Below are 23,947 nucleotides of genomic sequence, written 5' to 3'. Positions count from 1 at the left end.
CTGCACTCAGTGCTTGTAGTCGGGCAGCTTGGGGCTGCCGACGATGCTGCTGACACCGCGATCGTTGATCTTGTCGGTCACTTCGCGCAGCGAGCGGGTGGTCGACTGCAACTCGCGCATCGCGTCATTGACCGCGGGCAGCGTCTTCTCGTTGAACTGCTTCACGCCGGGCTGCGCGGAATTGACCGTGCCCTGCAGCGCATCGGCTGCGCCCTGCACCGACTTGAGCGTCGTGCGCAGCTGTTGCGCCAGGCCATTGCCCTCGTCGTTGAGCATCTTGTCGGCCGAACCCGCCACCTTCTCGAAGGCCGAGAGCGTGTAGGTCGCCTGGCGCAGCGTGGCCTGCAGTTCGGCCAGCGTGCGCTGGACCTGCGGCGAGGCGTCGGCCAGGTTGGCGGTCATCTTGTCGGTATGCGCCAGGATGTTCTCGATCGACTTCTGGTTCTTGTCCGACAGCACCATCGTCAGCCGCTCGGTCAGCGTCGCGAGGCGCTCCAGCAGCAGTGGCGCGTTGGACAGGATTTCACCCAGGCCCGAGCGCTTGGTCGGGATGACGGGCGCGCCTTCCGGCCCCGGCTGGTCGATCGGCGGGGCGCCCTTCACCGCGCCGGCCAGCTGGATGGTCGAGACGCCGGTGAAGCTGCCCTGGATGCTGGCGGTGGTGCCCAGCAGGATGGGCACGCGGCGATCGATGGCGATGCGCACGCGCACGAACTCGGGGTCCTTCTCCCACAGCTCGATATCCTTCACCTGGCCCGAGGGCACGCCCGAGAACGAGACCTCGGAACCCTTGGCCAGCCCGTCGACCGACTGCTTGAAGAAGATGTCGTATTCGTTCTGCACGTGCTGGCTCAGCCGCGCGACCCAGACGGTCAGGAGCGCTGCGCCGATCAGCAAGAGCAGGGTGACGGCACCGACCCAGATATGGTTTGCCCGCGTTTCCATCGCTTAGTCCTGCTCCAGCCCTTCGGCGGCGCGCGCGGGAACCACGTGGTTCGCGTCACGGCCCTGTGCGTCCTGGGCGGCGCGTCCGCGCGGCCCGTTGAAATATTCCTGGATCCACGGATGGTCCAGCGCCAGCAGTTCGGGGATCGTCCCGACCGCGATCACCTTCTTGTCGGCCAGCACCGCCACACGGTCGCAGATCGCATAGAGCGTATCGAGATCGTGCGTGATGAGGAACACGGTCAGCCCCAGCGTTTCCTGCAGGCTGCGGATCAGATCGTCGAATGCCGCCGCGCCGATCGGATCGAGGCCGGCGGTCGGCTCGTCGAGGAACAGCAGTTCGGGGTCGAGCGCCAGTGCCCGCGCCAGGCCGGCACGCTTTTTCATGCCGCCCGACAGCTCGGACGGGTACTTATTGGTGGCGTTGGCCGGGAGCCCCGAGAGCAGCACTTTATAACGCGCGATTTCATGGCGCAGATCGTCGGTGATCTCGGGATAGAACTCGCGCAGCGGCACTTCGACGTTTTCCGCCACCGTCAGCGTCGAGAACAACGCGCCGCCCTGGAACAGCACGCCCCACTGGCTGCGGATGTCGATATCCTCGTCGTCGCGCGCGTCGGTGATCGAGCGGCCGAGCACTTCGATCGAGCCTTCGGCAGGCAGTTGCAGGCCGATGATCGAGCGCATCAGCACCGACTTGCCGGTGCCCGAACCGCCGACCACGCCGATGATCTCGCCACGCCGCACGTCGAGGTCGACCCCGTCGTGCACGACATGGTCCTCGAACCGGTTGACGAGGCCGCGCACGCGGATCGGATAGTCGCCGTCGAACTCGGGCGGAATGTCTTCGAGGTGGGGCTGGTTCATCGTCTCAACCCCAGCCGATCTTGGTGAAGAAGATGGCGAAGACCGCGTCCAGCACGATGACCATGAAGATCGCCATGACCACCGCCGACGTCGTGCGGCCGCCCACTTCCTCGGCGTTGGTCTTGACCTGCATGCCCTGGTAGCAGCCCGCCACCGCGACGATCAGTCCGAACACCGGCCCCTTGACCAGCCCGACGAAGACGTCGTGCAGCGGCACGACTTCCTGGATGCGCGAGAGGAACGTGAAGAAGGGAATGCCCAGCGCCAGCGAGGCCAGTACCGCGCCGCCGATAATCCCCAGAAACGAGGAATAGATGCCGAGCAGCGGCAGCATGACCATGGTGGCGGCGATGCGCGGGATCACCAGCGCCTCGGTCGGCGAGACGCCGATCGTACGCATGGCGTCGACCTCCTCGGTCAGCTTCATCGTGCCCAGTTGCGCGGCGAAAGCCGAGCCCGAACGACCGGCGACCATGATCGCGGTCATCAGAATGCCCAGTTCGCGCAGCGTCAGGCGGCCGACGAGATTGACGGTGTAGATCTCTGCGCCGAACTGCTGGAGCTGCACCGCGCCTTGCTGCGCGATGACGATACCGACGAGGAAGCTCATCAGCCCGACGATGCCGAGGGCGTTGACGCCGACCAGTTCCATCTGGTGGACCAGCGCCTTGCCACGGAAGCGGCGCGGATGGCGCAGCATCATGCCCGCCGCGATCACCACCTGGCCGAGGAACCCGACCACCTGCAACCAGCCCTTGGCCAGCCCGATCACGATCGTGCCGACTTCGTCGGGAACGCGGGTCAGCAGCGGCAGGCGCGGCGCGCGCACGCTCTCGCGGTTGTCGTCGGTCTTGCTGATCGCCTCGATCAGGCGCTCGGCCTCCTCGCGGCAATTGACGATCTTGGCGTCGAGCTGTTGCGACAGGCGCCACACGGTCCACGCCCCGACCGTGTCCATCCGCTCCACCGCCGAGACGTCGATCTCGGCAACGGGTTCGGAAATCGCGCGCAACTTGCTGTCGATCACGCCGAGCGAGGATACGACCATGGGCCCGCTGAACACCAACGTGCCCCCGCCACTGTCGGACGGTTCGATCGAGAATTCGGCCAAAGCTCTCATGCGGCCCACTTCATGCGGGAAAAGATGTGGGGCGACAAGTGCAACACGTGCGGCGGAACGCATGAACCAATCGTTCAGTTCCTGCCCACGCTTGCGATCAAGCGGCGAAACGGGCAAGGCCCCGGGCCATGAGCGAGACCACCACACCGCAGGAATCGGCCCAGACCGAATTGGCCAAAACGTTCGAGCCGGCCGCCATCGAGGCGCGCTGGTACAAGCATTGGGAAGCGAACGGCCTGTTCCGCCCCGAGCGCGGTGACGCGCAGCCCTTCACGATCGTGAACCCGCCGCCCAACGTCACCGGTTCGCTCCACGTCGGCCACGCGCTCGACAACACGCTCCAAGACATCGTGATCCGTCACGAGCGCCTCAAGGGCAAGGACGCGCTGTGGGTGGTGGGCACCGACCACGCCGGCATCGCGACGCAGATGGTGGTCGAGCGCCAGCTCGAGGCCGCGGGCGACAAGCGCACCAACTACACGCGCGAGCAGTTCGTCGAGAAGGTCTGGGACTGGAAGCGCGAAAGCGGTGGCACGATCACCGGCCAGCTGCGCCGCCTCGGCTGCTCGATGGACTGGAGCCGCGAGCAGTTCACGATGGACCCGCACTTCACCCGCGCGGTGGTCAAAGTCTTCGTCGACCTGCACAAGCAGGGGCTGATCTACCGCGACAAGCGCCTGGTCAACTGGGACCCCAAGCTCAAGACCGCGATTTCCGACCTCGAGGTCGAGACGCGCGAGGTCCAGGGCGGCTTCTGGCGCTTCCGTTACCCGCTGGCCGATGGCGTCACGCTGGCTGACGGTGCCGATCACATCGTCGTCGCCACGACCCGTCCCGAAACGATGCTCGCCGACATGGCGGTTGCCGTCCACCCCGAGGACGCGCGCTATCAAAGCGTGATCGGCAAGCACATCGTCCTGCCGATCACCGGCCGGCGCATCCCGATCGTGGCGGACGAGCACGCCGATCCCGAACTGGGCACGGGTGCGGTCAAGATCACGCCGGGTCACGACTTCAACGACTTCGAGGTCGGCCGCCGCGCCGGGATCGAGGCGCGCGACATGCTCAACATGCTCGATGCCGAAGCCAACGTGGTCCAGACCGCCGACGGGCTGATCCCTGCCGAGTTCCTCGGCCTCGAACGCTTCGCCGCGCGCAAGGCGGTGGTCGAGCGGCTCAAGGCCGATGGCAATCTCGTGCCGCACGCGACCAAAGACAAAGAGGGCAACGAAGTCCTCCATGACGCCGAGCCGCGCACGATCCAGACCCCGTTCGGCGATCGTGGCGGCGTGGTGATCGAGCCGTGGCTGACCGACCAGTGGTACGTCAACGCCGAGTTCCTCGCCCGCCGGCCGATCGAGGCGGTGCGCTCGGGCGCCATCGAGATCGTGCCCAAGTCGTGGGAGAAGACCTTCTTCAACTGGATGGAGAACATCCAGCCCTGGTGCGTCTCGCGCCAGCTATGGTGGGGTCATCGCATTCCGGCGTGGTTTGGTCCTCGAAAGGTTTTTGACTGTAAAATAGGCCTCTTCAGCCTAAATTATGGAGATCTAGAGTTCGAGCTGCAGTATTTTGTTACTGAGAGTGAAGATGAGGCAAAAATAAAAGCTGCGGAATTTTATGATGCACCTGCAGAAAATATCAAAATTCATGACGATCGCATTGCACAAATAAATGCCGCACTGATCGATCCAGGTTCCATTCACATCTACCGTGACTCTGACGTGCTCGACACCTGGTTCTCCTCGGCGCTGTGGCCGTTCGCCACGCTGGGCTGGCCCGACGAGGCCGCCATGGTCGCGCGGCACTATCCCAACGACCTGCTCGTCTCGGGATTCGACATCCTGTTTTTCTGGGATGCGCGCATGGCGATGCAGGGCCTGCATTTCATGAACGAAGTGCCGTGGAAGCGGCTCTATCTCCACGGCCTGGTGCGCGCCGCCGATGGGCAGAAGATGTCCAAGTCCAAGGGCAATGTGGTCGATCCACTCGGCCTGATCGACAGTTATGGCGCCGACGCGCTGCGCTTCTTCATGGCGGCGATGGAGAGCCAGGGCCGCGACGTGAAGATGGATGAGAAGCGCGTCGAGGGCTATCGCAACTTCGCGACCAAGCTGTGGAACGCCGCGCGCTTTTGCCAGGCCAACGGCATCGGCGCATCGTCCAGCCTCGCGGCGCCCACGGCCACCAGCGCGGTCAACCGCTGGATCGTGGGCGAAGTGGTCGAGACCGTCGCGGCGCTCGACCAGGCGATGGCCGATCTGCGCTTCGACGCGGCCGCCAATACGATCTACCACTTCGTGTGGGACACGTTCTGCGACTGGTACATCGAGCTCATCAAGGGTTCGTTCGACGACGAGACGCGCGCCGTTGCCGGCTGGGTGCTCGACCAGATCCTGGTCATGCTCCACCCGTTCATGCCGTTCGTGACCGAGGAACTGTGGCACGCGCTTGGCGCACGCGACAACGAACTGATCGTCGCGCGCTGGCCCGCGCCGCACGCCGCGGTCGATGCCGACGCCAAGGCCGAGGTCGAATGGCTGATCGCGCTGGTCTCGGCGCTGCGTACCGCCAAGAACGAACTGGGCATCGCGCCCGGCGCCCGCCTCGAGGCCTACCTCGCCGAACCCAGCGCCCGCACGCGCGCGGTGATCGAGGCCAACCCGGCGGCGATCGAGCGTCTGGCGCGTTTGTCGGCGATCCACTTCGCACCCGCCCCGGCGGGCGCCGCGATGCAGATCGGCGCGGGCGATGCGACGCTGGTCCTGCCGCTCGAAGGCGTGATCGATATCGCCGCCGAAAAGGCCCGCCTCGAAAAGGCGCTGGCCACGTCGCAGAAAGAAGCCAAGGCGCTCGAAGGCCGGCTCGGCAACCCCTCGTTCGTCGAACGCGCCAAGCCCGAAGCGGTCGAGAAGGCCCGCGCCGACCACGCGCACCACAGCGCCGAAGCCGAGCGCCTCGCCGCCGCGCTGGCCCGGCTGGGGTAATGCCGATGCGCGCCATCTCCCCCTCCTCTTCAAAGGAGGGGGTCGGGGGCTGGTGCGCGGCCACGCGCATCGCCTTGTGCCGCCGCCACCCCTCCGTCAGGCGCTGGCGCGCCTGCCACCTCCCCATGACATGGGGAGGATCACAGCCATGACGCTTGTGACCGCCCACAGCAGACTGCCGGCGCCACGATCCTCCCTGCCGCAGGCGGGGAGGGGGACCGCGCGCGCAGCGCGTGGTGGAGGGGCACTTGACGTCGGCCCCCACCCCTCCGTCAGGCGCTCGCGCGCCTGCCACCTCCCCATGGGATGGGGAGGATCCAGACCATGACGCTTGCTCTTGCCACCACCACCCCGGGCGAGCCGGAGATCTTCGCCTCGCTGCAGGGTGAAGGCCCATCGGCCGGGCGACCCTCGCTGTTCATGCGCCTCTCGCGCTGCAATCTCGCGTGCCAGTGGTGCGACACGGCCTATACCTGGCGTTTTACCGGCGATAATCGCCCGCACCGCGATGGGCTGGCCTTCGAGCGGCAGGCCAACCAGCTGGTGCTGGACGAGGGCGATGTCGTCGCCCGGCTGCTGGCTTTCCCGCAGGATCGTCTGGTCGTCACGGGCGGGGAACCGCTGCTCCAGGCCCCTGCCCTCGCCCGCGTCCTTGCGGCGTTGAAAGAGGCGCGCCCGGCGCTGCATGTCGAGATCGAGACCAACGGCACCGTCGCGCCGACGCCCGCAATCGATCCGCTCATCGACCAGTTCAACGTCAGCCCCAAGCTGGCGCACTCGGGCAACCCGGCAGACCTGGCGCTGATCCCCGAGCGGCTTGCCGCCTGGGCGATCGACGCCCGCGCATTCTTCAAGTTCGTGGTGGCGACGCCGGTCGACTGCGACGAGGTGGCCGCGCTACAGGCCGCCTATGCCATTCCCGGCGAGCGGCTGTTCGTGATGCCCGAGGGCACCGACAGCGCGACCCTGCGCGAACGTGAGCGGTGGCTGTCGGACGTGGCGCTGGACCACTGGTGGCGGATGAGCGACCGCCTGCACATCCATCTTTACGGAGACACGCGCGGCACCTGAGCGCCGCGCGTGGTCCTGCACAATCAAGCGGCTGCGTGGCCGGGGTGCGTGTCGGCGTAGTCCTGCGCCAGCGGACGGCGCGCGTACCAGCCGTAGGCGGCGATCACCACATAGCACAGCGCGGGGATCGCCAGCGCCAGCGCGAGGCTGGTGGTGACATCGGCCACGGCGCCGGTCAGCAGCGGCAGCACCGCGCCGCCGAAGATCGCGACGTTGATGATGCCCGAACCGTCGGCGGCGCGGCTGCCGAGGCGCTCGCACGCCAGGCTGAAGATCGTGGGGAACATGATCGAGTTGAACAGGCCGATCGCCAGCAAGCTATAGCCCGAGACCACGCCGTTCGTGTGCGTGGAGATGCCCAGCAGCACGATCGCGGCAATGGCATTGAAGGCGAGCGCCTTGCCCGGCGACACCTTGCGCAGCACGGCCGAGCCGATAAAGCGGCCGACCATCGCGCCGCCCCAGTACAGGCTGATGAGCTTGCCGGCGGCGGCTTCCTCAAGGCCCATGACATGGCTCTGGCGCAGGTAGTTGACGATGAGCGAGCCGATCGAAACCTCGGCGCCGACGTAGAGGAAGATGCACAGCGCACCGAGGCCGAAGCGCGGGCGCCTCAGCAGGTCGATACCGGCAAAGCCGCCGCTCTCGGCGGTTTCCTCGCGCGGCAGACGATTGCGCATCGACCACACCACCGCAGCGACGATCGCCAGGACGATGGCAAGGCCGATGTAGCCCTTGACGATCGCGCCGCTCTCGGCCGTGCGATAGGCGTCGAGCGCCGGGCCGGACAGATCCGCCGCCTTGACCGTGGCAAGGCTGCCGAGGATCAGCGCCGAGCCGAACCACGGGAAGATCGTGGTGCCCAGCGAGTTGAACGCCTGCGCGAAGGTCAGGCGGCTGCTGGCGGTCTTTGGCGAACCTAGCATCGAGATCAGCGGGTTGGCGACGACTTGAACCACGACCACGCCGCTCGCCAGAACGAACAGTGCGAGCAGGAACACGCCGTACGTCGCGCTTTGCGAGGCGGGGATGAACAGCAGGCAGCCGGCCATCATCGCCAGCAGGCCGACGACCGCGCCGCGCATGTAGCCGATGCGCTTGACCAGCCGCGCGCCGGGAATGCCGATCACCGCATAAGCGGTAAAGAAGCAGAACTGCACCAGCATCGCCTGGGTGTAGCTCAGCGTGAACAGTTCCTTGAGCTTGGGAATGATCACGTCGTTCAGCGAGGTGATTCCGCCGAAGATGAAGAACAGGCCGATCACGAAGACCTGCAGCTGCGGTGCATCGACATAGGCGCCGCCGGCGCCGTCGGACTTGGTGCTCGCTTGACCGGGAGCCAGTGCCATTCGCGTTCTCTCCATGCGCGTCCATCGCCGAAAAGGTCGGCGCGGCGGCGCTCTGATTGCCCCCAGCGGGGAAAGCGCAGGCGGCGATGCCACATCCGCTGCAGCCCTGCCAATCCCCGCGCGTACAGCGGCAGGTCGGCCGAAACGAGCGAATGACGCGGACGAACCGGACAAATGCCGCAACGCCGGGGTTTGTAACGCTACCACCCGACGCCGGGGGATTCAGGGAATACGAATGCGACCAACGCAGCCTTCCCGCAATCGCGGCGACTGCATCAGGCGGTGACCCGCAAGCCGCGTGCCGCCGACACCGCCGGGACGAGCGCGGCCCCGAGGTCGTCGATCGCGGCAGCCAGCCCCGCGTCGGTGCCCGCGGCCAGGATCTGCTCGACCCTGCCCGCGGCTTCGGCGACCAGCGGCACTTCCAGCGAGGCTGCCACGCCGCGCAGGGAATGAGCGAGACGATGTGCTTCGCCGGTATCACCCGCCGCAACCAGGCTGTTCAGCCGCGCCGGCGCGCCGGCATAAAGATCGGCGAAATCGACGAGAAGACGGCGCAGCAGCGTGCGCTTGCCGCCGCACCGCGCCAATGCCGCCGCGATCCCGAACGGCGGGAGATCGTCGGGCAGGTCCTGCACACCGGGGGTCGCCCCGGTGGAAACGGGCATCGGGCCCGATCCCGCACCCTCGGCATCGCGCATCATTGGCACCACCAGCCTGTCCAGCGCGCGCACCAGCAACGCGGGATTGACCGGCTTGGGAATATGATCGTCCATCCCGGCATCGAGGCAGCGGCGACGCTCGTCTTCGTGGGCGTGCGCGGTCATCGCGATGATCGGCAGCTGCGCCGCCGTCCAGTCGGCCCGCAGCCGGCGCGTCGCCTCGATGCCGTCCATCTCGGGCATCTGCACGTCCATCAGCACGGCGCCGTAGCGCCCGCGCTGCGCCGCAACCATGGCGCAGGCAATCCGGCCGTTCTCGGCCGTGTCGACCAGCAGCCCGGCGTCGGTCAGCAATTCGACCGCGATCTCGCGGTTGATGGCGTTGTCCTCGGCCAGAAGGACCCGCTGCCCCTGGATGCCGGCGCGGACGCGTATCGCATCCTCGCTCGCTTCGGCAGGGTCGGGCGGGGCCTGGCGCTCGCCCGATGCCCGGGCACCGGCAGGCGCGACCATCTCGGTGCGTTCGGGAAACAGGCGGGCCATGGCATCGAGCAGGGCACGCGGGCTGACCGGCTTTTCGAGGACGCCATCCAGCTGCGCCTGCGCCGCATCATCGAGCACGCCGTCGTTGCCATAGGCGGTGACCAGCACGATCATTGGCGGGCGGGCGAAACGCCGCGCGCGTATTTCGCTCGCCACGTCCATGCCGCTGACTTCGGGCATCTTCCAGTCGAGCAGCAGCAGGTCGTAGCCACGTCCATCGGCAGCAGCAGCCTCGACCGCCGACAGCGCCTCGCGGCCTGAGGCGAACAGATCGACGCTCATGTCCCAGCCGCTCAAGAGGTCGTGCATGATCTGGCGCGAGGCGGTGTTGTCGTCGGCATAGCCGATGCGCAGCGTGCGCAGCGCATTCACCGGCAGCAGCCCATCGCGTGCCATGGCCCCGGCATCGCCCAGCACGACGCGAAAGGTGAACGCGCTGCCCAGCCCCGGCGTGCTGTCTGCCACGATGCTGCCGCCCATGTGCTCGACGATCTGGCGCGAGATCGCGAGGCCCAGTCCGGTGCCGCCGAACCGCCGGGTGGTGGAGCTGTCCGCCTGCGAAAAGGAATCGAACAGGGTGCCGATCTGGTCCGGGGCCATGCCGATCCCGGTATCGCGCACCACGCATTCCAATGTGACCGTGCCCTCGCCGGTCTCTGCCAGGTCCGCCTCGATCATCACCATCCCGCGTTCGGTGAACTTGACCGCATTGCTGAGCAGGTTGAGCACGACCTGCGCGAAGCGGAGCGCATCGCCGATGACGATCCCGGGCACGCGCGGATTGACCGATACCCTGAGCGAAAGGCCCTTCTCCTCGGCCTCTACCGCGACGAGCTGGGCCTGCGCCTCGATCACTGCGCGCACATCGAACGGGCGCGCCTCGAGCGTGAGCTTGCCGGCCTCGTTCTTGGAGAAGTCGAGAATGTCGTTGATGAGCCGCAGCAGCGAAGACCCCGCGTCGGCGATCCGCGCGACGTAGACCTGCTGGCGCGGATCGAGCCGGGTGCGCTGCGCGAGATGGCAGAACCCCAGGATCGCGTTCATCGGGGTGCGGATCTCGTGGCTCATGTTGGCCAGGAACAGGCTCTTGGCGCGGGTCGCGTCCTCCGCCTCGCGGGTCCGTGCCTCGAGCGCGACGTTCTTGGCCTGGATCTCCGCGCCCATCGCGGCGGTGCGCGCCATGCCCTCGATCAACCGCGCGCTCAGCCAGACCAGCACCGTGGTCTGGAACGCGACGATCGCCGCATGGAGCAGCACGCGGCCGATGTCGCCCGCGCCGGGGAACACCGCGATCGGCAGCAGGTAGAGCAGCACGAGGTGGTGCAGCGCGATCACGGTGGCCGCCATCATCAGCGCGCCGCGATCGCACCAGCCAATGACGAGTGCCAGCATCGCGAAAAAATACATGTGCATGTCCATCTGCCACGAGTGACCGCGCAGGACGAACAGGAGGATGGCTGGCTGGCCGACCAGTGCCACGGCGGAGATATGGCGGACCCACGGCTCGGCTCCGCCCCGCCACCACGCCAAGTGATAGACCAGCGCCAGCACGCCGGCCGCGGCCGCACCGAACCACGGGGTGGCCTGAACCACCCAGTCGACCAGCCCGAGCAGCGGCACGTGCAGCCACAGCAGCACCAGCACGAACCGCGCAAAGCGGACGCGCAGTGCCTCGAGCTCGGGAAGGATGTCCGGTCCCGACGCGGCGATCATGGCATGCCCCCATCGGGTACTGCGGCGACACAGCCGGCTAGGCGCGGCGAGGCGATCACCGCCCAGGCCCCTTGCCGGCGCAGCGCATCGGCGAAATGGGCGCGCGGCGATGCGGCAACGACCACGTTGGCAAAGCGCCCCGGCGCCACCATCGCGCCGCCTGCGCGGCTCACGATCGCGATGGTCTGCGCGAGGCTCGCGCCCGGCGGCGCCACGACGACGACTTCGCCGCGGCCTGCCTCTGCTGCCTGCGAATCGCGCGAAGCCGTCACCCAGGCCAACCCCGCGATACCCATCACGGCCAGCAACAACGCAGGGATCATCGCCCGCCACGAGGATGCATGCGCGGGCGTTCGGGCAGGCACAGAAGAGGAACCTGATCGATGCTTTTCGCACCCGACCTGGGCAGATGGGATCAACGCACGCCTCCGTCACGGCCGTGGCGCGACGAACCTATCACGCGGATATGCACTTTGAACGCCGCCCCCGTACAATCAAGCAAAATGCAACGTAGCGACAATACCGTGTGGGGCAAACGGATCCGGCTTGTACCGGAACGGGATAAATTCGGCCTGTCCGTCAGCCGACCACGCGAACCGGCACGCCCTGATAGGCGAGGCCGGCGCGCAAATGCTCGTGCTTCATCACCACGCTACCGCCCAGGACCCGCGTCCCCGCACCGATGACCGCGCCATAGAGCGGAACACACCCGGCATGCACGGTCGCCCCGGCCTCGATGCGGACCTTGTCGACCTTGAGCACGCGATCCTCGAAGGTGTGGGCCTGGAAGTTGGCGTGGACAGTCGCGCCATCGCCGATCTCGATCATGTCGGGATCGACCACTTGCGCAAACAGCGGACCGAGCACGGCGCGTCGGCCGATCTTCAGGCCCATCAGGCGCAGGTAGGCGAGCAGGATGAAAGTGCCCTCGAGTTGCTGGAGCACGAGGTTGGCATAGCGCGCCCATGCGACGTAGACGAAGTCCCAGCGGCTGCACCAGCACGACCACAGTGCATGCTGCCCCGGCCTGACCCGGCCGATCAGCGTCCACTTGAGCACCGTGACGGACAGGCACAGCGCCAGCAGCGTCGCCAGCGTGGCGCCCGGCACGACCAGCCAGGCCATCGTGGCAAGGCCGGCGCCGTGCGCCATGGCCGTGCCGATCATCACGAACCAGGCCGCGCCCAGCAGCATCGGCCAGACCGGCAGGACGAAACGCGCCGCCTCCCAGATCACGCGGTTGAGATAGCGGATGGTGGACGGGTCGTGCGTCAGGCTGCGGTCGGCCTCTACCACCTGACGGCGCGGCAGGTCGAAGCTGGGATGGCCGAAGCGCGATTGCCCGCGCTTGATCTCGCGCGCATCGGCGACCGTCGATATGCCGACGAGGATGTCGCCCGGCAGCGTCTCGCCTGCCGGAATCACCGCGTGATTGCCCAGGAACGTGTTGCGCCCCAGCCGGATGCGATCGACCCGCACGGTGCCGCCGCGCAGTTCCGGCCCGCCCAGATAGATGCCGTCGGCGAAGAAGGTTTCGGCGCCGATCGTGACGAGTTCGGGGGTGACGTCGAAGATCGTGCTGATCTCGCACTTGTCGCCCACGGCCATGCCGGCCAGCCGCAGCCAGTGCTTGAACATCAGCGTGCCTGAGAGCCATTCGCCCGCCGCGAAGACCGCGCCGGACTTGATCCAGACGCGGATGTAGCCGAGCCCCCAGCGGTCGATCACGCCGGGGCGCACCCGGCCCATGGCGCGCAGCACCAGCGCGGACCAGAACACGTCGAGCGGCAAGCCGAGGACCGTTGTTGCCAGCACCGCCGCGATCACGCGCGGATCGAGCGTGGGCGCGGCCATCCAGCGCCAGATCGCCATGGCGTCGACGCCGCTTGCAAGGCACAGGCCGAGCAGCAGCAGTTCGGCCGGCAGCGCACAGATCGCCACGAAGAGCCCCTGCGCTGCGAGCATCGCCAGCCCGTGGGCCGTCGGCGCAAGGCGTGGGCCAGTCCGGGTCAGCGCGGGAAGCGGCGCGGCCTCGCCTGCCGGCTGCGCAGGCACGCCGTCCCACACCGCGTTCGCCGGTACCGCGCTGCCCGCGTTGAGGACCGAAAGCGCGGTCAGCACGCTGCCCTCGCCCATGCGCGTCGATCCTTCGACCCCAGCACGGACCATGAGCGCGGCACCCCGCTCCAGCGTCACGGGCGCCACGACGATGTCCCCGCGGTCGAGTTCGACCAGCCCGACGTGCGCGCCCTGCCCCAGCGATACGTCGTCGCCCAGTTCAAGCAGGTCCCAGCCACCGCGGCGCAGATCGACATTGCGATGGATGTGCACCCGCTGCCCGATGCGCGCGCCGAGCAGGCGAAGCACGATGTTTTGCAGCTCGGTGCCCGCGAGCAGCGGCCAGGGAATCAGCCGCACGGCCTGAAGCACCACCCAGTGCCTTAGATAGTACGGGCTCCACACCGGCGCACGCAACGCCCGGTAGCGCCCGAGGACGAGCCACTTGAGCGCCACGGCAAAGAGCACCGTCGCGGGAAGATAGAGCAGGAACCCGGCGAGCCCGACGAGCGGCGCCAGGAGCAGCAGCGCGGCCAGTCCGAAATGCGCGAAGACCGGCGGCAGCACGCGAAACGCGGCTACCCAGGATCCCCAGCTGCCGACGATCACCATCGCCGCCAGCCACAGCGTCTGGACCAGCCCCGCCAGGACCGGCCTCGCCGTCCCCTCGCGCATCAGCGGCAGCGCGGCATCGACCTTGCTCTCGGCCGGAGCTGGAGCACGGGCGGCCAGCGCCCGCGTGGTTCGCGCGTCGTAGATGTCGCTCACCGTCACCCAGTCGGTGCGCCAGTCCTCGCGCAGCAGCGTGACGAGCATTGCGGCGGTCAGCGAATCCCCGCCGAGCGCCTCGAAGAAATCGGCGGTCACTGACACGCCGCCCGGCCGCTTGAGAATGTCGGCCATGGCCGCCGCGATCGCCGCCTCGAGCGGCCCCTCCGGGGCGACCAGCGCCTCATCCTCGCGCGAGGGGGCAAAATGCATGTCGGGCAGCGCGGCGCGGTTGAGCTTGCCACCGACCGTGGTCGGCAGCGCCGCGATCAGCGCGATCTGGCGGGGCACCATGTAGGGCGGGAGGCTGCTGGCGAGCGTCTGGCGCAGCGCCTCGCACAGCGGCGGCGCGGCCGGGTCGCGCGGCACGACATAGCCGACCAGTTCGGGCACCCCGGCGCGATCCTGCAACCGGGCGCCGGCGGCCAGGACGCCGGGAAGCGCCGCAAGCTGCGCCTCGATCTCGCCCAGTTCGACGCGGTAGCCACGGATCTTGACCTGCGCGTCGATCCGCCCGTGGTAGAAGAGATTGCCGTCGGCCTCGCGGTGGACGAGGTCGCCGGTGCGATAGAGCCGCCCGTGGCGCGGATGGTCGATGAACTTCTCGGCCGTCAGGTCCGGCCGGTTGCGATAGCCGCGTGCGACCCCGGCCCCGCCCATGCACAATTCGCCCTGCGCGCCATCGGCTACGTCGTCGAGCGCGTCGTCGAGGACATGCGCCTCCATCCCCGGCACCGGGCGGCCGATTGTGATGCGCCCCCCGGGCACGATGTCTCCGCGCAGGCAGGTCACGGCGCATTCGGTCGGGCCGTAACCGTTGACCAGCCGGCGCCCTGCCCCCCACAGCGCCGCGATGTCTGCCGGCAGGGCCTCCCCGCCCACGTAAAGCAACTTGAGCTGCGGCAGTGCGACCGCGGGATTGCTGCAACCACTGCTGCGCAGCAGGGTGGGCGGCGGGCAGAACACGCTGGCGCGGTGATCGGCGAGCCATGCGACGATATCGGGGCCCAGCCGAGCGGCCGCATCGTCCATGACCAGCAGTGTCGCGCCCGAGGCGAAAGCCAGCCAGATTTCCTCGATGGAGGAATCATAGGCGACCGATGATCCCTGGACCACGCGGTCGCCCACACCGAGCCCGAACTCGATCATGTCCGAGGCGACGAGATTGGCGATCTGGCGATGCTCGATCATCACGCCCTTGGGCTTGCCGGTCGTGCCCGAAGTATAGATCAGGTAGGCCAGACGCGCCGGGTCCGCGGGCGGGAGGGCAACGGCATCGTCGAGCGGTGCGGCCGCCAGCATGGCGGCTGGGTCGCGGACCGGGCAATGAACGCCGGCCAGCGCCTGCAGGCGCGCATGGGTCGCGGTTTCCGACAGGACCAGCACGGGCGCGGCATCGTCGAGGATGTCCTGCATCCGCGCATCGGGGAACGAGGGATCGAGGCAGGTGAACGCCGCACCCGCCTTGAGCACCGCGACCTGCGCGAGGTAGAGCATCGGCGAGGTGCGGGGCAGGAAAAGCGCGACCACCGGCTCCGCGCCGGCAGTTCCCGAGGCGAGGCATTGCTGCACGATCGCGCGTGCCAGCGCGTCGCTCTGCTGCGCAAGATCGGCGTACGTCAGCGACTGGTCGATGTCGCGGCCCTGGCCCGCCGGCACATAGATCGCGCAGGCCTGCGACGCTTTCGTCGCCGGCCCATCGAGAAAGCCGTGCAGTGTCTGGTTTGCGGCGTGCGGATCGAAGGCCATGCCCGCCCCCTAGCGCGCGCGCGACCGTGGTCAATCGGGAACGCCGCAGAAATGCTTTAAATTCGCTTGGAAATGCTGCGCAGCGACAGCCGACTGCATCGCGTCTGCCTGACGGTCATTCGTCGCGCCGATCGACCGCCTGATCTGCCGCGATCGGGGATTCGACCCAAGGTACAATTGCTTGCCTGCCCCGTTTTTCCGCATCTTCACCCGACAGCGTGCCACCCGACGGGCACCGCCAGGGGATTCAAGGAGAGGCGCCATGTTGCAGGAAGCCATGACCAAGTTTTCGGCCCAAAGTCCGATCAAGGAGAAGTTCGACAACTTCATCGGGGGCAAGTGGGTAGCTCCGGTTCGGGGCCAGTATTTCGACAACATCTCGCCGATCACCGGCCAGCCCGTGTGCCAGGTTGCCCGCGGCACGGCCGAGGATATCGAACTGGCGCTCGACGCCGCCCATGCCGCGCGCGAGTCGTGGGGTCGCACCTCGACCACCGAGCGCGCCAACATCCTGAACAAGGTGGCGCAGCGCCTCGAGGACAACCTCGACCTGCTCGCGATGGTCGAGACGATCGACAACGGCAAGCCGATCCGCGAGACGACCGCCGCCGACATTCCGCTGGCGATCGACCACTTTCGCTACTTCGCCGCTTGCATCCGCAGCCAGGAAGGCTCGCTCGGCGAGATCGACCACGACACCGTGGCTTACCACTATCACGAACCGCTGGGCGTGGTCGGACAGATCATCCCGTGGAACTTCCCGATCCTGATGGCCGCGTGGAAGCTCGCGCCCGCGCTCGCCGCCGGCAACTGCGTGGTGCTCAAGCCCGCCGAGCAGACCCCGATGTCGATCCTGGTGCTGGCTGAACTGATCGCCGACATCCTGCCCGCCGGCACGCTCAACATCGTCAACGGCTTCGGCGTCGAGGCCGGCAAGCCGTTGGCCACCAACAAGCGCATCGCCAAGATCGCGTTCACCGGCGAGACCAGCACCGGCCGCCTGATCATGCAGTACGCCAGCGAGAACCTCATCCCGGTGACGCTGGAGCTGGGTGGCAAGAGCCCCAACATCTTCTTCGCCGACGTGATGGATGCCGACGACGACTACTTCGACAAGGTGCTCGAAGGCTTCGCGATGTTCGGCCTCAACCAGGGCGAAGTCTGCACCTGCCCGTCGCGCGCCCTGGTGCAGGAATCGATCTACGAGAAGTTCATGGAGCGCGCGATCGCCCGCGTGCAGAAGATCCGCCAGGGCAGCCCGCTCGACCCTGCCACGATGATCGGTGCACAGGCCTCGAACGACCAGCTCGAGAAGATCCTCTCGTACATCGACATCGGCCGCAACGAAGGCGCCAAGGTGCTGACCGGCGGTGGCCGCGCCACGCTCGATGGCGAACTCGCCAGCGGTTACTACGTGACCCCGACCGTGCTCGAGGGCCACAACAAGATGCGCGTGTTCCAGGAGGAAATCTTCGGCCCGGTGCTGGCCGTGACGACCTTCAAGGACGAGGCCGACGCCCTCGCCATCGCCAACGACACGCTGTACGGCCTCGGCGCCGGCGTGTGGACGCGCAACGGCAACCGCGCCTATCGCTTTGGCCGCGAGATCCAGGCCGGGCGCGTCTGGACCAACTGCTATCACCTCTATCCCGCCCATGCGGCGTTCGGTGGCTACAAGCAGTCGGGCATCGGGCGCGAAACCCACAAGATGATGCTCGACCACTACCAGCAGACCAAGAACCTGCTGGTCAGCTACAGCACCAAGGCGCTCGGCTTCTTCTGAGCCATACCGGCCGAGGCGCGCTCCTGGCGGACACGGGAGCGCGGCCAAAGGGCCGGGATTGGGGGGCGGGTGTCACCGGCACCCGCCCCATTTCCTTCTTCTGGAGATAGAGCGATGACCCAGCCCCCGCCCCGCGTCCTGTCCACGCCCGAGGCCGATGGCTGGATCGCCCGGCTGACTGCCAGCCACGGCCCCCTGATGTTTCACCAGTCCGGCGGCTGCTGCGACGGCTCGGCCCCGATGTGCTATCCGCGCGGCGAATTCCGTGTCGGCGGTCAGGATGTGCTGCTTGGCCACATCGCCGGCGACGTGCCCGTGTGGATCGGTGCCGCGCAATTCGAATACTGGCGCCATACCCAGCTGACGATCGACGTCGTGCCCGGGCGCGGCGCCGGCATGTCGCTCGAAAGCCCGGAAGGAATACGCTTCCTGACCCGCTCGCGCGTGTTCGACGACGCCGAGGCAGCCGCGCTCGAGGCTGCGGGCGAGCCGCCGCGTGGTGACACCTGAGCAACCCCTCATGTTTATTTCACCCGGCCCTTCCGGACGAATTGCAAAGTCCCCGGCGCACGTTAACACCGTGCGCCTAGAACAGGACGCAAACGGTTTTGGAGAGGGCCGTGGATATTCGCACTTGCGAGGTCGGCGTGGCGTCATCCCATGCAGCTGATCCCTATGATGCTTTCGCCGAGATCGGGCGCCGGATTGATGCCGGGCAACTTGCCGGCGCGGTCATGTTCTGCTCGCATCGCTACGATCGCGAGACGCTGGCACGCGCCGCCCGGCTGTGGTCGATGGACCGCTTCCCGATGATCGGCTGCACCAGTTCAGGCGAGCTGACCGAGGACGGCTACGACGAGGATTCGATCAGCCTCATCGCCTTCCCCGCCGATGGCTTTCACATGGTCAGCCACCGCTTCGACGACCTGATCCATTTCGATGCCAGCGAGGCACGCCGCGCGGTGCGCGACCTTGTGGCGCGGGCCGAACTGGGCAGCGCCGCACTGGGCGAGCACGTCAACCACGCCGCGCTGTTCCTGGTCGACGGACTGTCGCACAGCGAGGAGATGCTGGCGATGACCGTGCAGGATGCGCTCGGCGAGATCCCGCTGGTCGGCGGATCGTCGGGCGACGGCATGATGTTCAAGGAGACCGCGATCTTCGCCGATGGCGAATTCCATGGCGCCGGCGCGGTGGTGGCGATCGTCTCGACGACACGTCCGCTCCACGTGTTCCGCCGCCAGCATTACAAGCCCGGCAGCGTCCGCATGGTGGTGACCGGCGCCGATGCCGGCGCACGCCGCGTGACCGAAATCAATGCCGAACCGGCAGCACAGGAATACCTGCGGCTGGCGGGTGCGCCCCATGTCGGCACCGACCCCACCGCCCTCGACATGGCGCTGTTCGCCGCGTGCCCGCCCATGGTGCGTGCCGGGGGAGACTATCACGTGCGTGCCGTCCAGACCGCCAATCCCGACGGAAGCCTGACCTTCTACTGCGCGATCGACGAGGGCATCGTGCTCACGCTGGGCGAACCAGTCGACCCGCTCGAGAGCGTGACCAGCACGATTGCCGAGATCCGCGAGGCCGTGGGCGAGATCGATCACATCATCGCCTTCGATTGCGTGCTCAACCGCATCAACGCCGAGCGACGCCAGCTCGGCCGGCCGATTTCCGACATTTATCGCCGCAACGGCGTGGTCGGCTTCAATACCTATGGCGAGCAGTTCCACGCCCTCCACGTGAACCAGACGTTCAGCGGGCTGGCCATCGGGCGATGAGCACCTTGCCCGCCCCTCGTCCCGAAGAAGAAGAGGCCGCGACCATCGCGCGCCTCGAGGACGAGGTGCGCAAGCTGCGCAAGATCAACGCCGCGCTGATCGACCGGGTCGAGCGTTCGACCGATCTGTCGCACTCGGCATTCTCGATGTTCGAACGGGCGATCACGCTGGAGCAGCTGGTTCGCGACCGCACCCGCGCGCTCGAGGATGCGCTCGGCCAGCTCGCCAGCGCCAATGCCAAGCTGGCCCAAGCCCGCGCCGAAGCCGAGGCCGCCGAAACCCGCCTGCGCGACGCGATCGAATCGATCAACGAGGGCTTCGCACTGTTCGACGCCGAAGACCGACTGGTGCTCTACAACGAGGCCTACCTCGGCTTCTGGCCCGACCTTGTCGACGTGGCGCAGCAAAGGCCGACGTTCCACGAGATCATCACGATGCTGGCCGAGCAGCGCTGCCCCGCAGGCGCGCTGTCGTCGCCCGATCGCTGGGTCTCGGACCGGCTCGCGCGCCATGCCGTGGCCGAAGGTGGCCATGTCCAGGCGCTTTCGGACGGGCGCTGGATCCAGATCAACGAGTTGCGCACCAGCGAAGGCGGCATCGTCGGGATCTATACCGACATCACCGAGGCCAAGGCCGAGGACGCCCGCGCCCGCGCCCGCGACCTTGCCGAACAGAACCTCGCGCTCCAGGCCCTGCTCGACAACCTGGTCGAGGGCGTGTGCATGTTTGATGCCGATCGCCGGCTGACCGCGTGGAACGGGGCTCTGCAGCGCTTGCTCGGTCTGTCCGGCGATGCCAGCGGTGCACTGTCCCAGCACGCCGACCTCGTGCGCTTCTGCCGCGAGAGCCTGGCAATGGACGGCGCCGAGGTGCTCGACTGGCGCACCGAGGGCGAGGCGCCGGTGCGCAACCGGCTGTGCCAGGTGGGCGAGCGAATCTGGGACGTGCGCACCACCGTCACCGCGCTGGGCGGCATGGTTGTCGGCTTTCTCGACGTGACCGAGCCCGCCACCGCCCGGCAAATCCTGCAGGACACCGCCGAAACGCTCGAACGCCGCGTGGCGGAGCGCACCACCGAACTGATGGCGCTGAACCAGCGGCTCGCCTCCGAAGTGGCCGAACGCCGCGCCATCGAGGCGCAACTGCTCGAGGCGAAGACCGCCGCCGAACTCGCCAACCGTTCGAAGACGAGCTTCATCGCCGCGGCCAGCCACGACCTGCTCCAGCCGCTGAACGCCGCGCGCCTGTTCATCGCCGCGCTGACCGAACGGCGCCTGGCACTGCCCACGCGCGCCCTGGTCAACCAGGCGTCGACCTCGCTCAATTCGGTCGAGGATCTGCTCGAGACGATCTTCGAGATCTCGCGTCTCGACGCCGGGGCCATCACCCCGGTGCTCGGCAACGTCAACCTCGCCGCGCTGCTCGCCACGCTTCAGACCGAATTCGCCCCGATGGCACGTTCGGCCGGCCTTGCCTTCGTGGTGGAGCCGGTCGCCGCGTGGGTCCGCAGCGATGCGCGACTGCTGCGCCGCATCCTGCAAAACCTGGTGTCCAACGCGATCCGCTACACCGCGCGCGGCGAAGTTCGCATCACGGTCGACCAGCCAGCCCCCGGTCAGGTCCGCGTGAGCGTGGCCGACACCGGCCCCGGCATCCCGCACGATCAGCAAGAGCGTATCTTCGAGGAATTCCGCCGGCTCGACACCAGCAACCGCATTCCCGGCAAGGGCCTCGGGCTTGCCATCGTGCGCCGCGCCACCGCCATGTTGCAGCACCCGCTCGCGCTGAACTCGGAGGCCGGCGCCGGCGCCTGCTTCGCCGTCACCCTGCCCGAAGGCGAGTGCCAGGCCGACGCCGTGCCCGCCCATGCCAAGCCCGCCCGCGACCGCACCATCCAGGGGCGGCGCATCCTGGTGATCGACAACGAGGCGCAGATCCAGCTCGGAATGGAAACTCTGCTCAGCGGCTGGGGCTGCCAGGTCACCGCCGCCGGCAGCGGTGCCGCCGCGCTCGACCGCCTGGGCCCGGTCGATCAGGGCGCGCTGCCCGACGTGATCATCGCCGACTTCCACCTCGACCATGCCGAGACCGGCGACCAGGCGGTACACGACATCCGCACCGCGCTTGGCCGCGACCTGCCCGCGATCATCATTTCCGCCGACCGGTCGGAAGAACTCAAGACGCGGCTTGCCGGACAAAAGCTGCCATTGCTGGGCAAGCCGGTGAAGCCGGCGCAACTGCGCGCGCTGCTCCAGACCATGATGAATTGAGCGCAGGGCCGGGTCTAACGGCCCGCGGCGTCATGCTTTTCGAGAACGCCCCTACCGGAACGCCGGCGAATGGCGCAGGTGGTCGTAGGCCTTGACCACGCGCTGCAGCTTGTCTTCCAGGCTGCGGTCGCCGCCGTTGTGATCGGGGTGATAGCGCCGCACGAGATCGGCATAGCGGCGGCGCAGGGCGTGGCGGTCGGCATCGAACGACAGGCCCAGCGCCTCGAAGGCTGCGCGGTCCTCGGGGTTGAAGCCGCGGCGGGCGGCCTCCTGCGCGGCTTCGTGATCGACCTTGCGCGCACGGGCGCGGCGGGCGATCGCCTCGAGCGGGTCGGCAAAGTCGTTCCAGCGCGGCGCCTGGTCGATGCCGGCGTCGGGGCGGAAGGCGCGGGTATGCGTCTCCCAACCGGCGATCGGCGATTGCGCGGCGAGGATCTCGTCGGGCGTCATGCCGGCAAAGAAGTCGTAGCCCGAATTGAACTGGCGCACGTGATCGAGGCAGAACCAGCGGTAGCTGCCCGGCCCGTCGAAGCCGGGACGCTCGGCGCCGGGCGCACGGAATTCCCCCGCTTCGTCGCAGCCGGGGGCGTTGCAGATGCGCCCGGAATTCGAGACGCGGCCATGGAACTTGTCTTGCTTCACGCCATTGCACATGGTGGCTCGACACCCGAAAGGAAAGACATGACCGGCCCCATCGCCCAGGAAATCGAGCGCAAACTTGTGGACGCCTTCGCGCCGACGCGGCTCGTGGTAAGCAACAATTCCGCCTCGCACAGCGGCCATATGGGCGACGACGGCACCGGCGAATCGCACTTCTCGGTGGAGATCGAAAGCGCGGCCTTCGCGGGCGTCTCGCGCCTGCAACGCCAGCGCCTCGTCAATCAGGCGCTGGGCGACCTGCCCGGCACGCGCGTCCACGCGCTGGCGATCCGCGCCCGCGCGCCCGGCGAATGAACCAGGATCCCGAGGCCATCGGCGAGGCAGCGGCGGCCAAGGGCGAGCCTGCCCCCAAGGCCGAGACCGACCTTGCCCCCCCCCCGCGCGGCGGCTCGCTGCTGCGCGACCACGAGGGTGGCCACGCTCCGGTCAGCTATCTCGAACTGTTCTTCGACCTGGTGTTCGTTTTCGCGATTACCCAGATGTCGCACGCGGTCCTCAATCACCTCTCGCCGCTCGGCCTGCTCGAGGCGCTGATCCTGTTCCTCGCGGTATGGTGGTCGTGGATCTTCACCACCTGGGCCACCAACTGGACCGAACCGCAGCGTGTCCCCGTCCGGCTCATGCTGATGTTCACGATGCTGGCGAGCCTGGGCATGGCGGTGGCCGTGCCGCGCGCCTTTGCCGAGGGCGATCGCAACGGCGCTTGGCTGTTTGCCGGGTGCTACGTCGCAGTGCAGTTCGGGCGCAGCCTGTTCGTCGCCTGGGCCATGGCGCACAGCCACGACGAGGGCTGGCGCAGCGATGGCGCACGCAACATGCTGCGCATCACCACCTGGTTCCTGCTTTCCGCCCCGTTCTGGGCCGCGGGCGCGCTGAACGAAAGCGGCCACACCCGCCTGCTGCTGTGGGGTGCCGCGCTCGTGATCGACTACGGCGGTCCCTTCATGGGCTTTCGCGTGCCGGGTCTCGGGCGCTCGCAACCCTCGGACTGGGACATCTCAGGCAGCCACCTTGCCGAACGCTGCGCGCTGTTCATCATCATCGCGCTGGGCGAAGGCATCGTCGTCACGGGCACGAGCTTTGCCAAGGGCGATGCCGATGTCGCGCATACGCTGGCCTTCGTGCTGGCCTTTGCCGGGTCCGCGCTGATGTGGTGGATCTACTTCGACCGCGGTGCCGAACGCGGCGCGCAACACATCGCGCACCATGCCGAACCGGGCCGGGTGGCGCGCAATGCCTATACCTACCTGCACATGCCGATCGTGGCGGGCATCGTGGTGACCGCCGTGGCCGACGCCCTGCTGATGGAGCGGCCGACCGAGCAGGCCTCGCCCGCGCTGATCCTGACGCAGGCGGGCGGCCTCATCGCCTTTCTTGCCGGAACCGGCCTGTTCAAGCGCCCGTCGAGCCCGCACAACAACTTTCCGCTGTCCCACTGGATCGGCGGGGGGCTGATCGTGGCCCTGGCGGCGCTCGGCCTCTTCGTGCCGATGGCCGCGCCACTCTACATCGCGCTCAGCGTCGCCGCGCTGCTCGTGGTGGCGGTGCAGGAATGGGCCTCGTTCCACCGCCACCCCATCGCCGGCACCCCGCCGACCGGGGATGGCTAGGCCGTAACCTA

16 protein-coding genes are annotated in these 23,947 nt (G+C 67.8%); 8 read left to right on the top strand and 8 right to left on the bottom strand.

Features of this window, described 5'->3' with window-relative positions; all coding sequences use genetic code 11:
- Window positions 1–6: 6 nt before the first annotated feature.
- The 3 genes from V7Q48_RS06375 to V7Q48_RS06365 are packed head-to-tail and all read right to left on the bottom strand — an operon-like array spanning window position 7 to window position 2,932.
- The gene (locus tag V7Q48_RS06375; protein ID WP_333836951.1) at window positions 7–945 is read right to left on the bottom strand and encodes an MlaD family protein; all 939 of its coding nucleotides are present in this window, start codon (window positions 943–945) and stop codon (window positions 7–9) included.
- 3 nt (window positions 946–948) lie between these two features.
- Window positions 949–1,812, bottom strand: a complete 864-nt coding sequence (locus V7Q48_RS06370) for an ABC transporter ATP-binding protein (protein WP_333836950.1) — start codon at window positions 1,810–1,812, stop codon at window positions 949–951.
- A gap of 4 nt (window positions 1,813–1,816) precedes the next feature.
- Window positions 1,817–2,932, bottom strand: coding sequence for an MlaE family ABC transporter permease (locus V7Q48_RS06365; RefSeq protein ID WP_333836949.1), 1,116 nt, complete (start codon window positions 2,930–2,932; stop codon window positions 1,817–1,819).
- A 128-nt stretch (window positions 2,933–3,060) separates the two neighbouring features.
- Between V7Q48_RS06365 and V7Q48_RS06360 the strand changes: the two genes are divergently transcribed.
- The gene (locus tag V7Q48_RS06360) at window positions 3,061–5,919 is read left to right on the top strand and encodes a valine--tRNA ligase (RefSeq protein ID WP_333836948.1); all 2,859 of its coding nucleotides are present in this window, start codon (window positions 3,061–3,063) and stop codon (window positions 5,917–5,919) included.
- Between the two features lie 324 nt (window positions 5,920–6,243).
- Window positions 6,244–6,990, top strand: a complete 747-nt coding sequence (locus tag V7Q48_RS06355; RefSeq protein ID WP_333836947.1) for a 7-carboxy-7-deazaguanine synthase QueE — start codon at window positions 6,244–6,246, stop codon at window positions 6,988–6,990.
- 23 nt (window positions 6,991–7,013) lie between these two features.
- Here the strand turns inward: V7Q48_RS06355 and V7Q48_RS06350 are convergent, their stop codons facing one another.
- From V7Q48_RS06350 to V7Q48_RS06335, 4 genes are all read right to left on the bottom strand, one after another.
- Window positions 7,014–8,339, bottom strand: a complete 1,326-nt coding sequence (locus V7Q48_RS06350) for a sugar MFS transporter (protein WP_333836946.1) — start codon at window positions 8,337–8,339, stop codon at window positions 7,014–7,016.
- A 275-nt stretch (window positions 8,340–8,614) separates the two neighbouring features.
- Window positions 8,615–11,257 carry a hybrid sensor histidine kinase/response regulator gene (locus V7Q48_RS06345; RefSeq protein WP_333836945.1) on the bottom strand — a complete coding sequence of 881 codons (2,643 nt, stop codon included), beginning with the start codon at window positions 11,255–11,257 and terminating at the stop codon, window positions 8,615–8,617.
- Complete coding sequence (locus tag V7Q48_RS06340) at window positions 11,254–11,580, bottom strand: hypothetical protein (RefSeq protein WP_333836944.1); 327 nt, start codon at window positions 11,578–11,580, stop codon at window positions 11,254–11,256. Before V7Q48_RS06340 ends, V7Q48_RS06345 begins: the two co-directional genes overlap by 4 nt.
- A gap of 256 nt (window positions 11,581–11,836) precedes the next feature.
- Entirely contained in the window at window positions 11,837–15,832 is a 3,996-nt protein-coding gene (locus V7Q48_RS06335) for an amino acid adenylation domain-containing protein (protein ID WP_333836943.1), read from the bottom strand.
- A 262-nt stretch (window positions 15,833–16,094) separates the two neighbouring features.
- On the opposite strand from V7Q48_RS06335, the gene adh reads away from it, so the two are divergent.
- From adh to V7Q48_RS06315, 4 genes are all read left to right on the top strand, one after another.
- Window positions 16,095–17,615: an aldehyde dehydrogenase gene (gene adh / locus V7Q48_RS06330; RefSeq protein ID WP_333836942.1), complete on the top strand. Its 1,521-nt coding sequence runs from the start codon at window positions 16,095–16,097 to the stop codon at window positions 17,613–17,615.
- 114 nt (window positions 17,616–17,729) lie between these two features.
- The gene (locus V7Q48_RS06325) at window positions 17,730–18,125 is read left to right on the top strand and encodes a DUF779 domain-containing protein (protein WP_333836941.1); all 396 of its coding nucleotides are present in this window, start codon (window positions 17,730–17,732) and stop codon (window positions 18,123–18,125) included.
- Between the two features lie 110 nt (window positions 18,126–18,235).
- Window positions 18,236–19,396, top strand: coding sequence for an FIST N-terminal domain-containing protein (locus tag V7Q48_RS06320; protein WP_442947099.1), 1,161 nt, complete (start codon window positions 18,236–18,238; stop codon window positions 19,394–19,396).
- The gene (locus tag V7Q48_RS06315) at window positions 19,393–21,666 is read left to right on the top strand and encodes a hybrid sensor histidine kinase/response regulator (RefSeq protein WP_333836940.1); all 2,274 of its coding nucleotides are present in this window, start codon (window positions 19,393–19,395) and stop codon (window positions 21,664–21,666) included. The genes V7Q48_RS06320 and V7Q48_RS06315 overlap by 4 nt, the downstream gene beginning before the upstream one ends.
- A gap of 51 nt (window positions 21,667–21,717) precedes the next feature.
- Here the strand turns inward: V7Q48_RS06315 and V7Q48_RS06310 are convergent, their stop codons facing one another.
- On the bottom strand, window positions 21,718–22,308 hold the full coding sequence (locus V7Q48_RS06310; RefSeq protein ID WP_333836939.1) for a J domain-containing protein: 591 nt from the start codon (window positions 22,306–22,308) through the stop codon (window positions 21,718–21,720).
- 39 nt (window positions 22,309–22,347) lie between these two features.
- Between V7Q48_RS06310 and V7Q48_RS06305 the strand changes: the two genes are divergently transcribed.
- Window positions 22,348–22,620, top strand: coding sequence for a BolA family protein (locus tag V7Q48_RS06305; RefSeq protein WP_333836938.1), 273 nt, complete (start codon window positions 22,348–22,350; stop codon window positions 22,618–22,620).
- A complete protein-coding gene (locus V7Q48_RS06300) occupies window positions 22,617–23,936 on the top strand; it encodes a low temperature requirement protein A (RefSeq protein WP_333836937.1) in 1,320 nt (439 codons plus the stop codon). The genes V7Q48_RS06305 and V7Q48_RS06300 overlap by 4 nt, the downstream gene beginning before the upstream one ends.
- Window positions 23,937–23,947: the final 11 nt, after the last annotated feature.

The organism is Novosphingobium sp., assembly GCF_036803765.1.
Lineage (GTDB): Bacteria > Pseudomonadota > Alphaproteobacteria > Sphingomonadales > Sphingomonadaceae > Novosphingobium.
Note: the sequence above shows the minus strand (reverse complement) of the source record. Positions and strands in the feature narration are given on the sequence as shown.

Bases quoted from the DNA above. Each gene is read 5' to 3' on its own strand.
- V7Q48_RS06375 (WP_333836951.1), bottom strand. From the start codon at position 945: ATGGAAACGCGGGCAAACCATATCTGGGTCGGTGCCGTCACCCTGCTC.
- V7Q48_RS06370 (WP_333836950.1), bottom strand. From the start codon at position 1,812: ATGAACCAGCCCCACCTCGAAGACATTCCGCCCGAGTTCGACGGCGAC.
- V7Q48_RS06365 (WP_333836949.1), bottom strand. From the start codon at position 2,932: ATGAGAGCTTTGGCCGAATTCTCGATCGAACCGTCCGACAGTGGCGGG.
- V7Q48_RS06360 (WP_333836948.1), top strand. From the start codon at position 3,061: ATGAGCGAGACCACCACACCGCAGGAATCGGCCCAGACCGAATTGGCC.
- V7Q48_RS06355 (WP_333836947.1), top strand. From the start codon at position 6,244: ATGACGCTTGCTCTTGCCACCACCACCCCGGGCGAGCCGGAGATCTTC.
- V7Q48_RS06350 (WP_333836946.1), bottom strand. From the start codon at position 8,339: ATGGCACTGGCTCCCGGTCAAGCGAGCACCAAGTCCGACGGCGCCGGC.
- V7Q48_RS06345 (WP_333836945.1), bottom strand. From the start codon at position 11,257: ATGATCGCCGCGTCGGGACCGGACATCCTTCCCGAGCTCGAGGCACTG.
- V7Q48_RS06340 (WP_333836944.1), bottom strand. From the start codon at position 11,580: ATGATCCCTGCGTTGTTGCTGGCCGTGATGGGTATCGCGGGGTTGGCC.
- V7Q48_RS06335 (WP_333836943.1), bottom strand. From the start codon at position 15,832: ATGGCCTTCGATCCGCACGCCGCAAACCAGACACTGCACGGCTTTCTC.
- adh (WP_333836942.1), top strand. From the start codon at position 16,095: ATGTTGCAGGAAGCCATGACCAAGTTTTCGGCCCAAAGTCCGATCAAG.
- V7Q48_RS06325 (WP_333836941.1), top strand. From the start codon at position 17,730: ATGACCCAGCCCCCGCCCCGCGTCCTGTCCACGCCCGAGGCCGATGGC.
- V7Q48_RS06315 (WP_333836940.1), top strand. From the start codon at position 19,393: ATGAGCACCTTGCCCGCCCCTCGTCCCGAAGAAGAAGAGGCCGCGACC.
- V7Q48_RS06305 (WP_333836938.1), top strand. From the start codon at position 22,348: ATGACCGGCCCCATCGCCCAGGAAATCGAGCGCAAACTTGTGGACGCC.
- V7Q48_RS06300 (WP_333836937.1), top strand. From the start codon at position 22,617: ATGAACCAGGATCCCGAGGCCATCGGCGAGGCAGCGGCGGCCAAGGGC.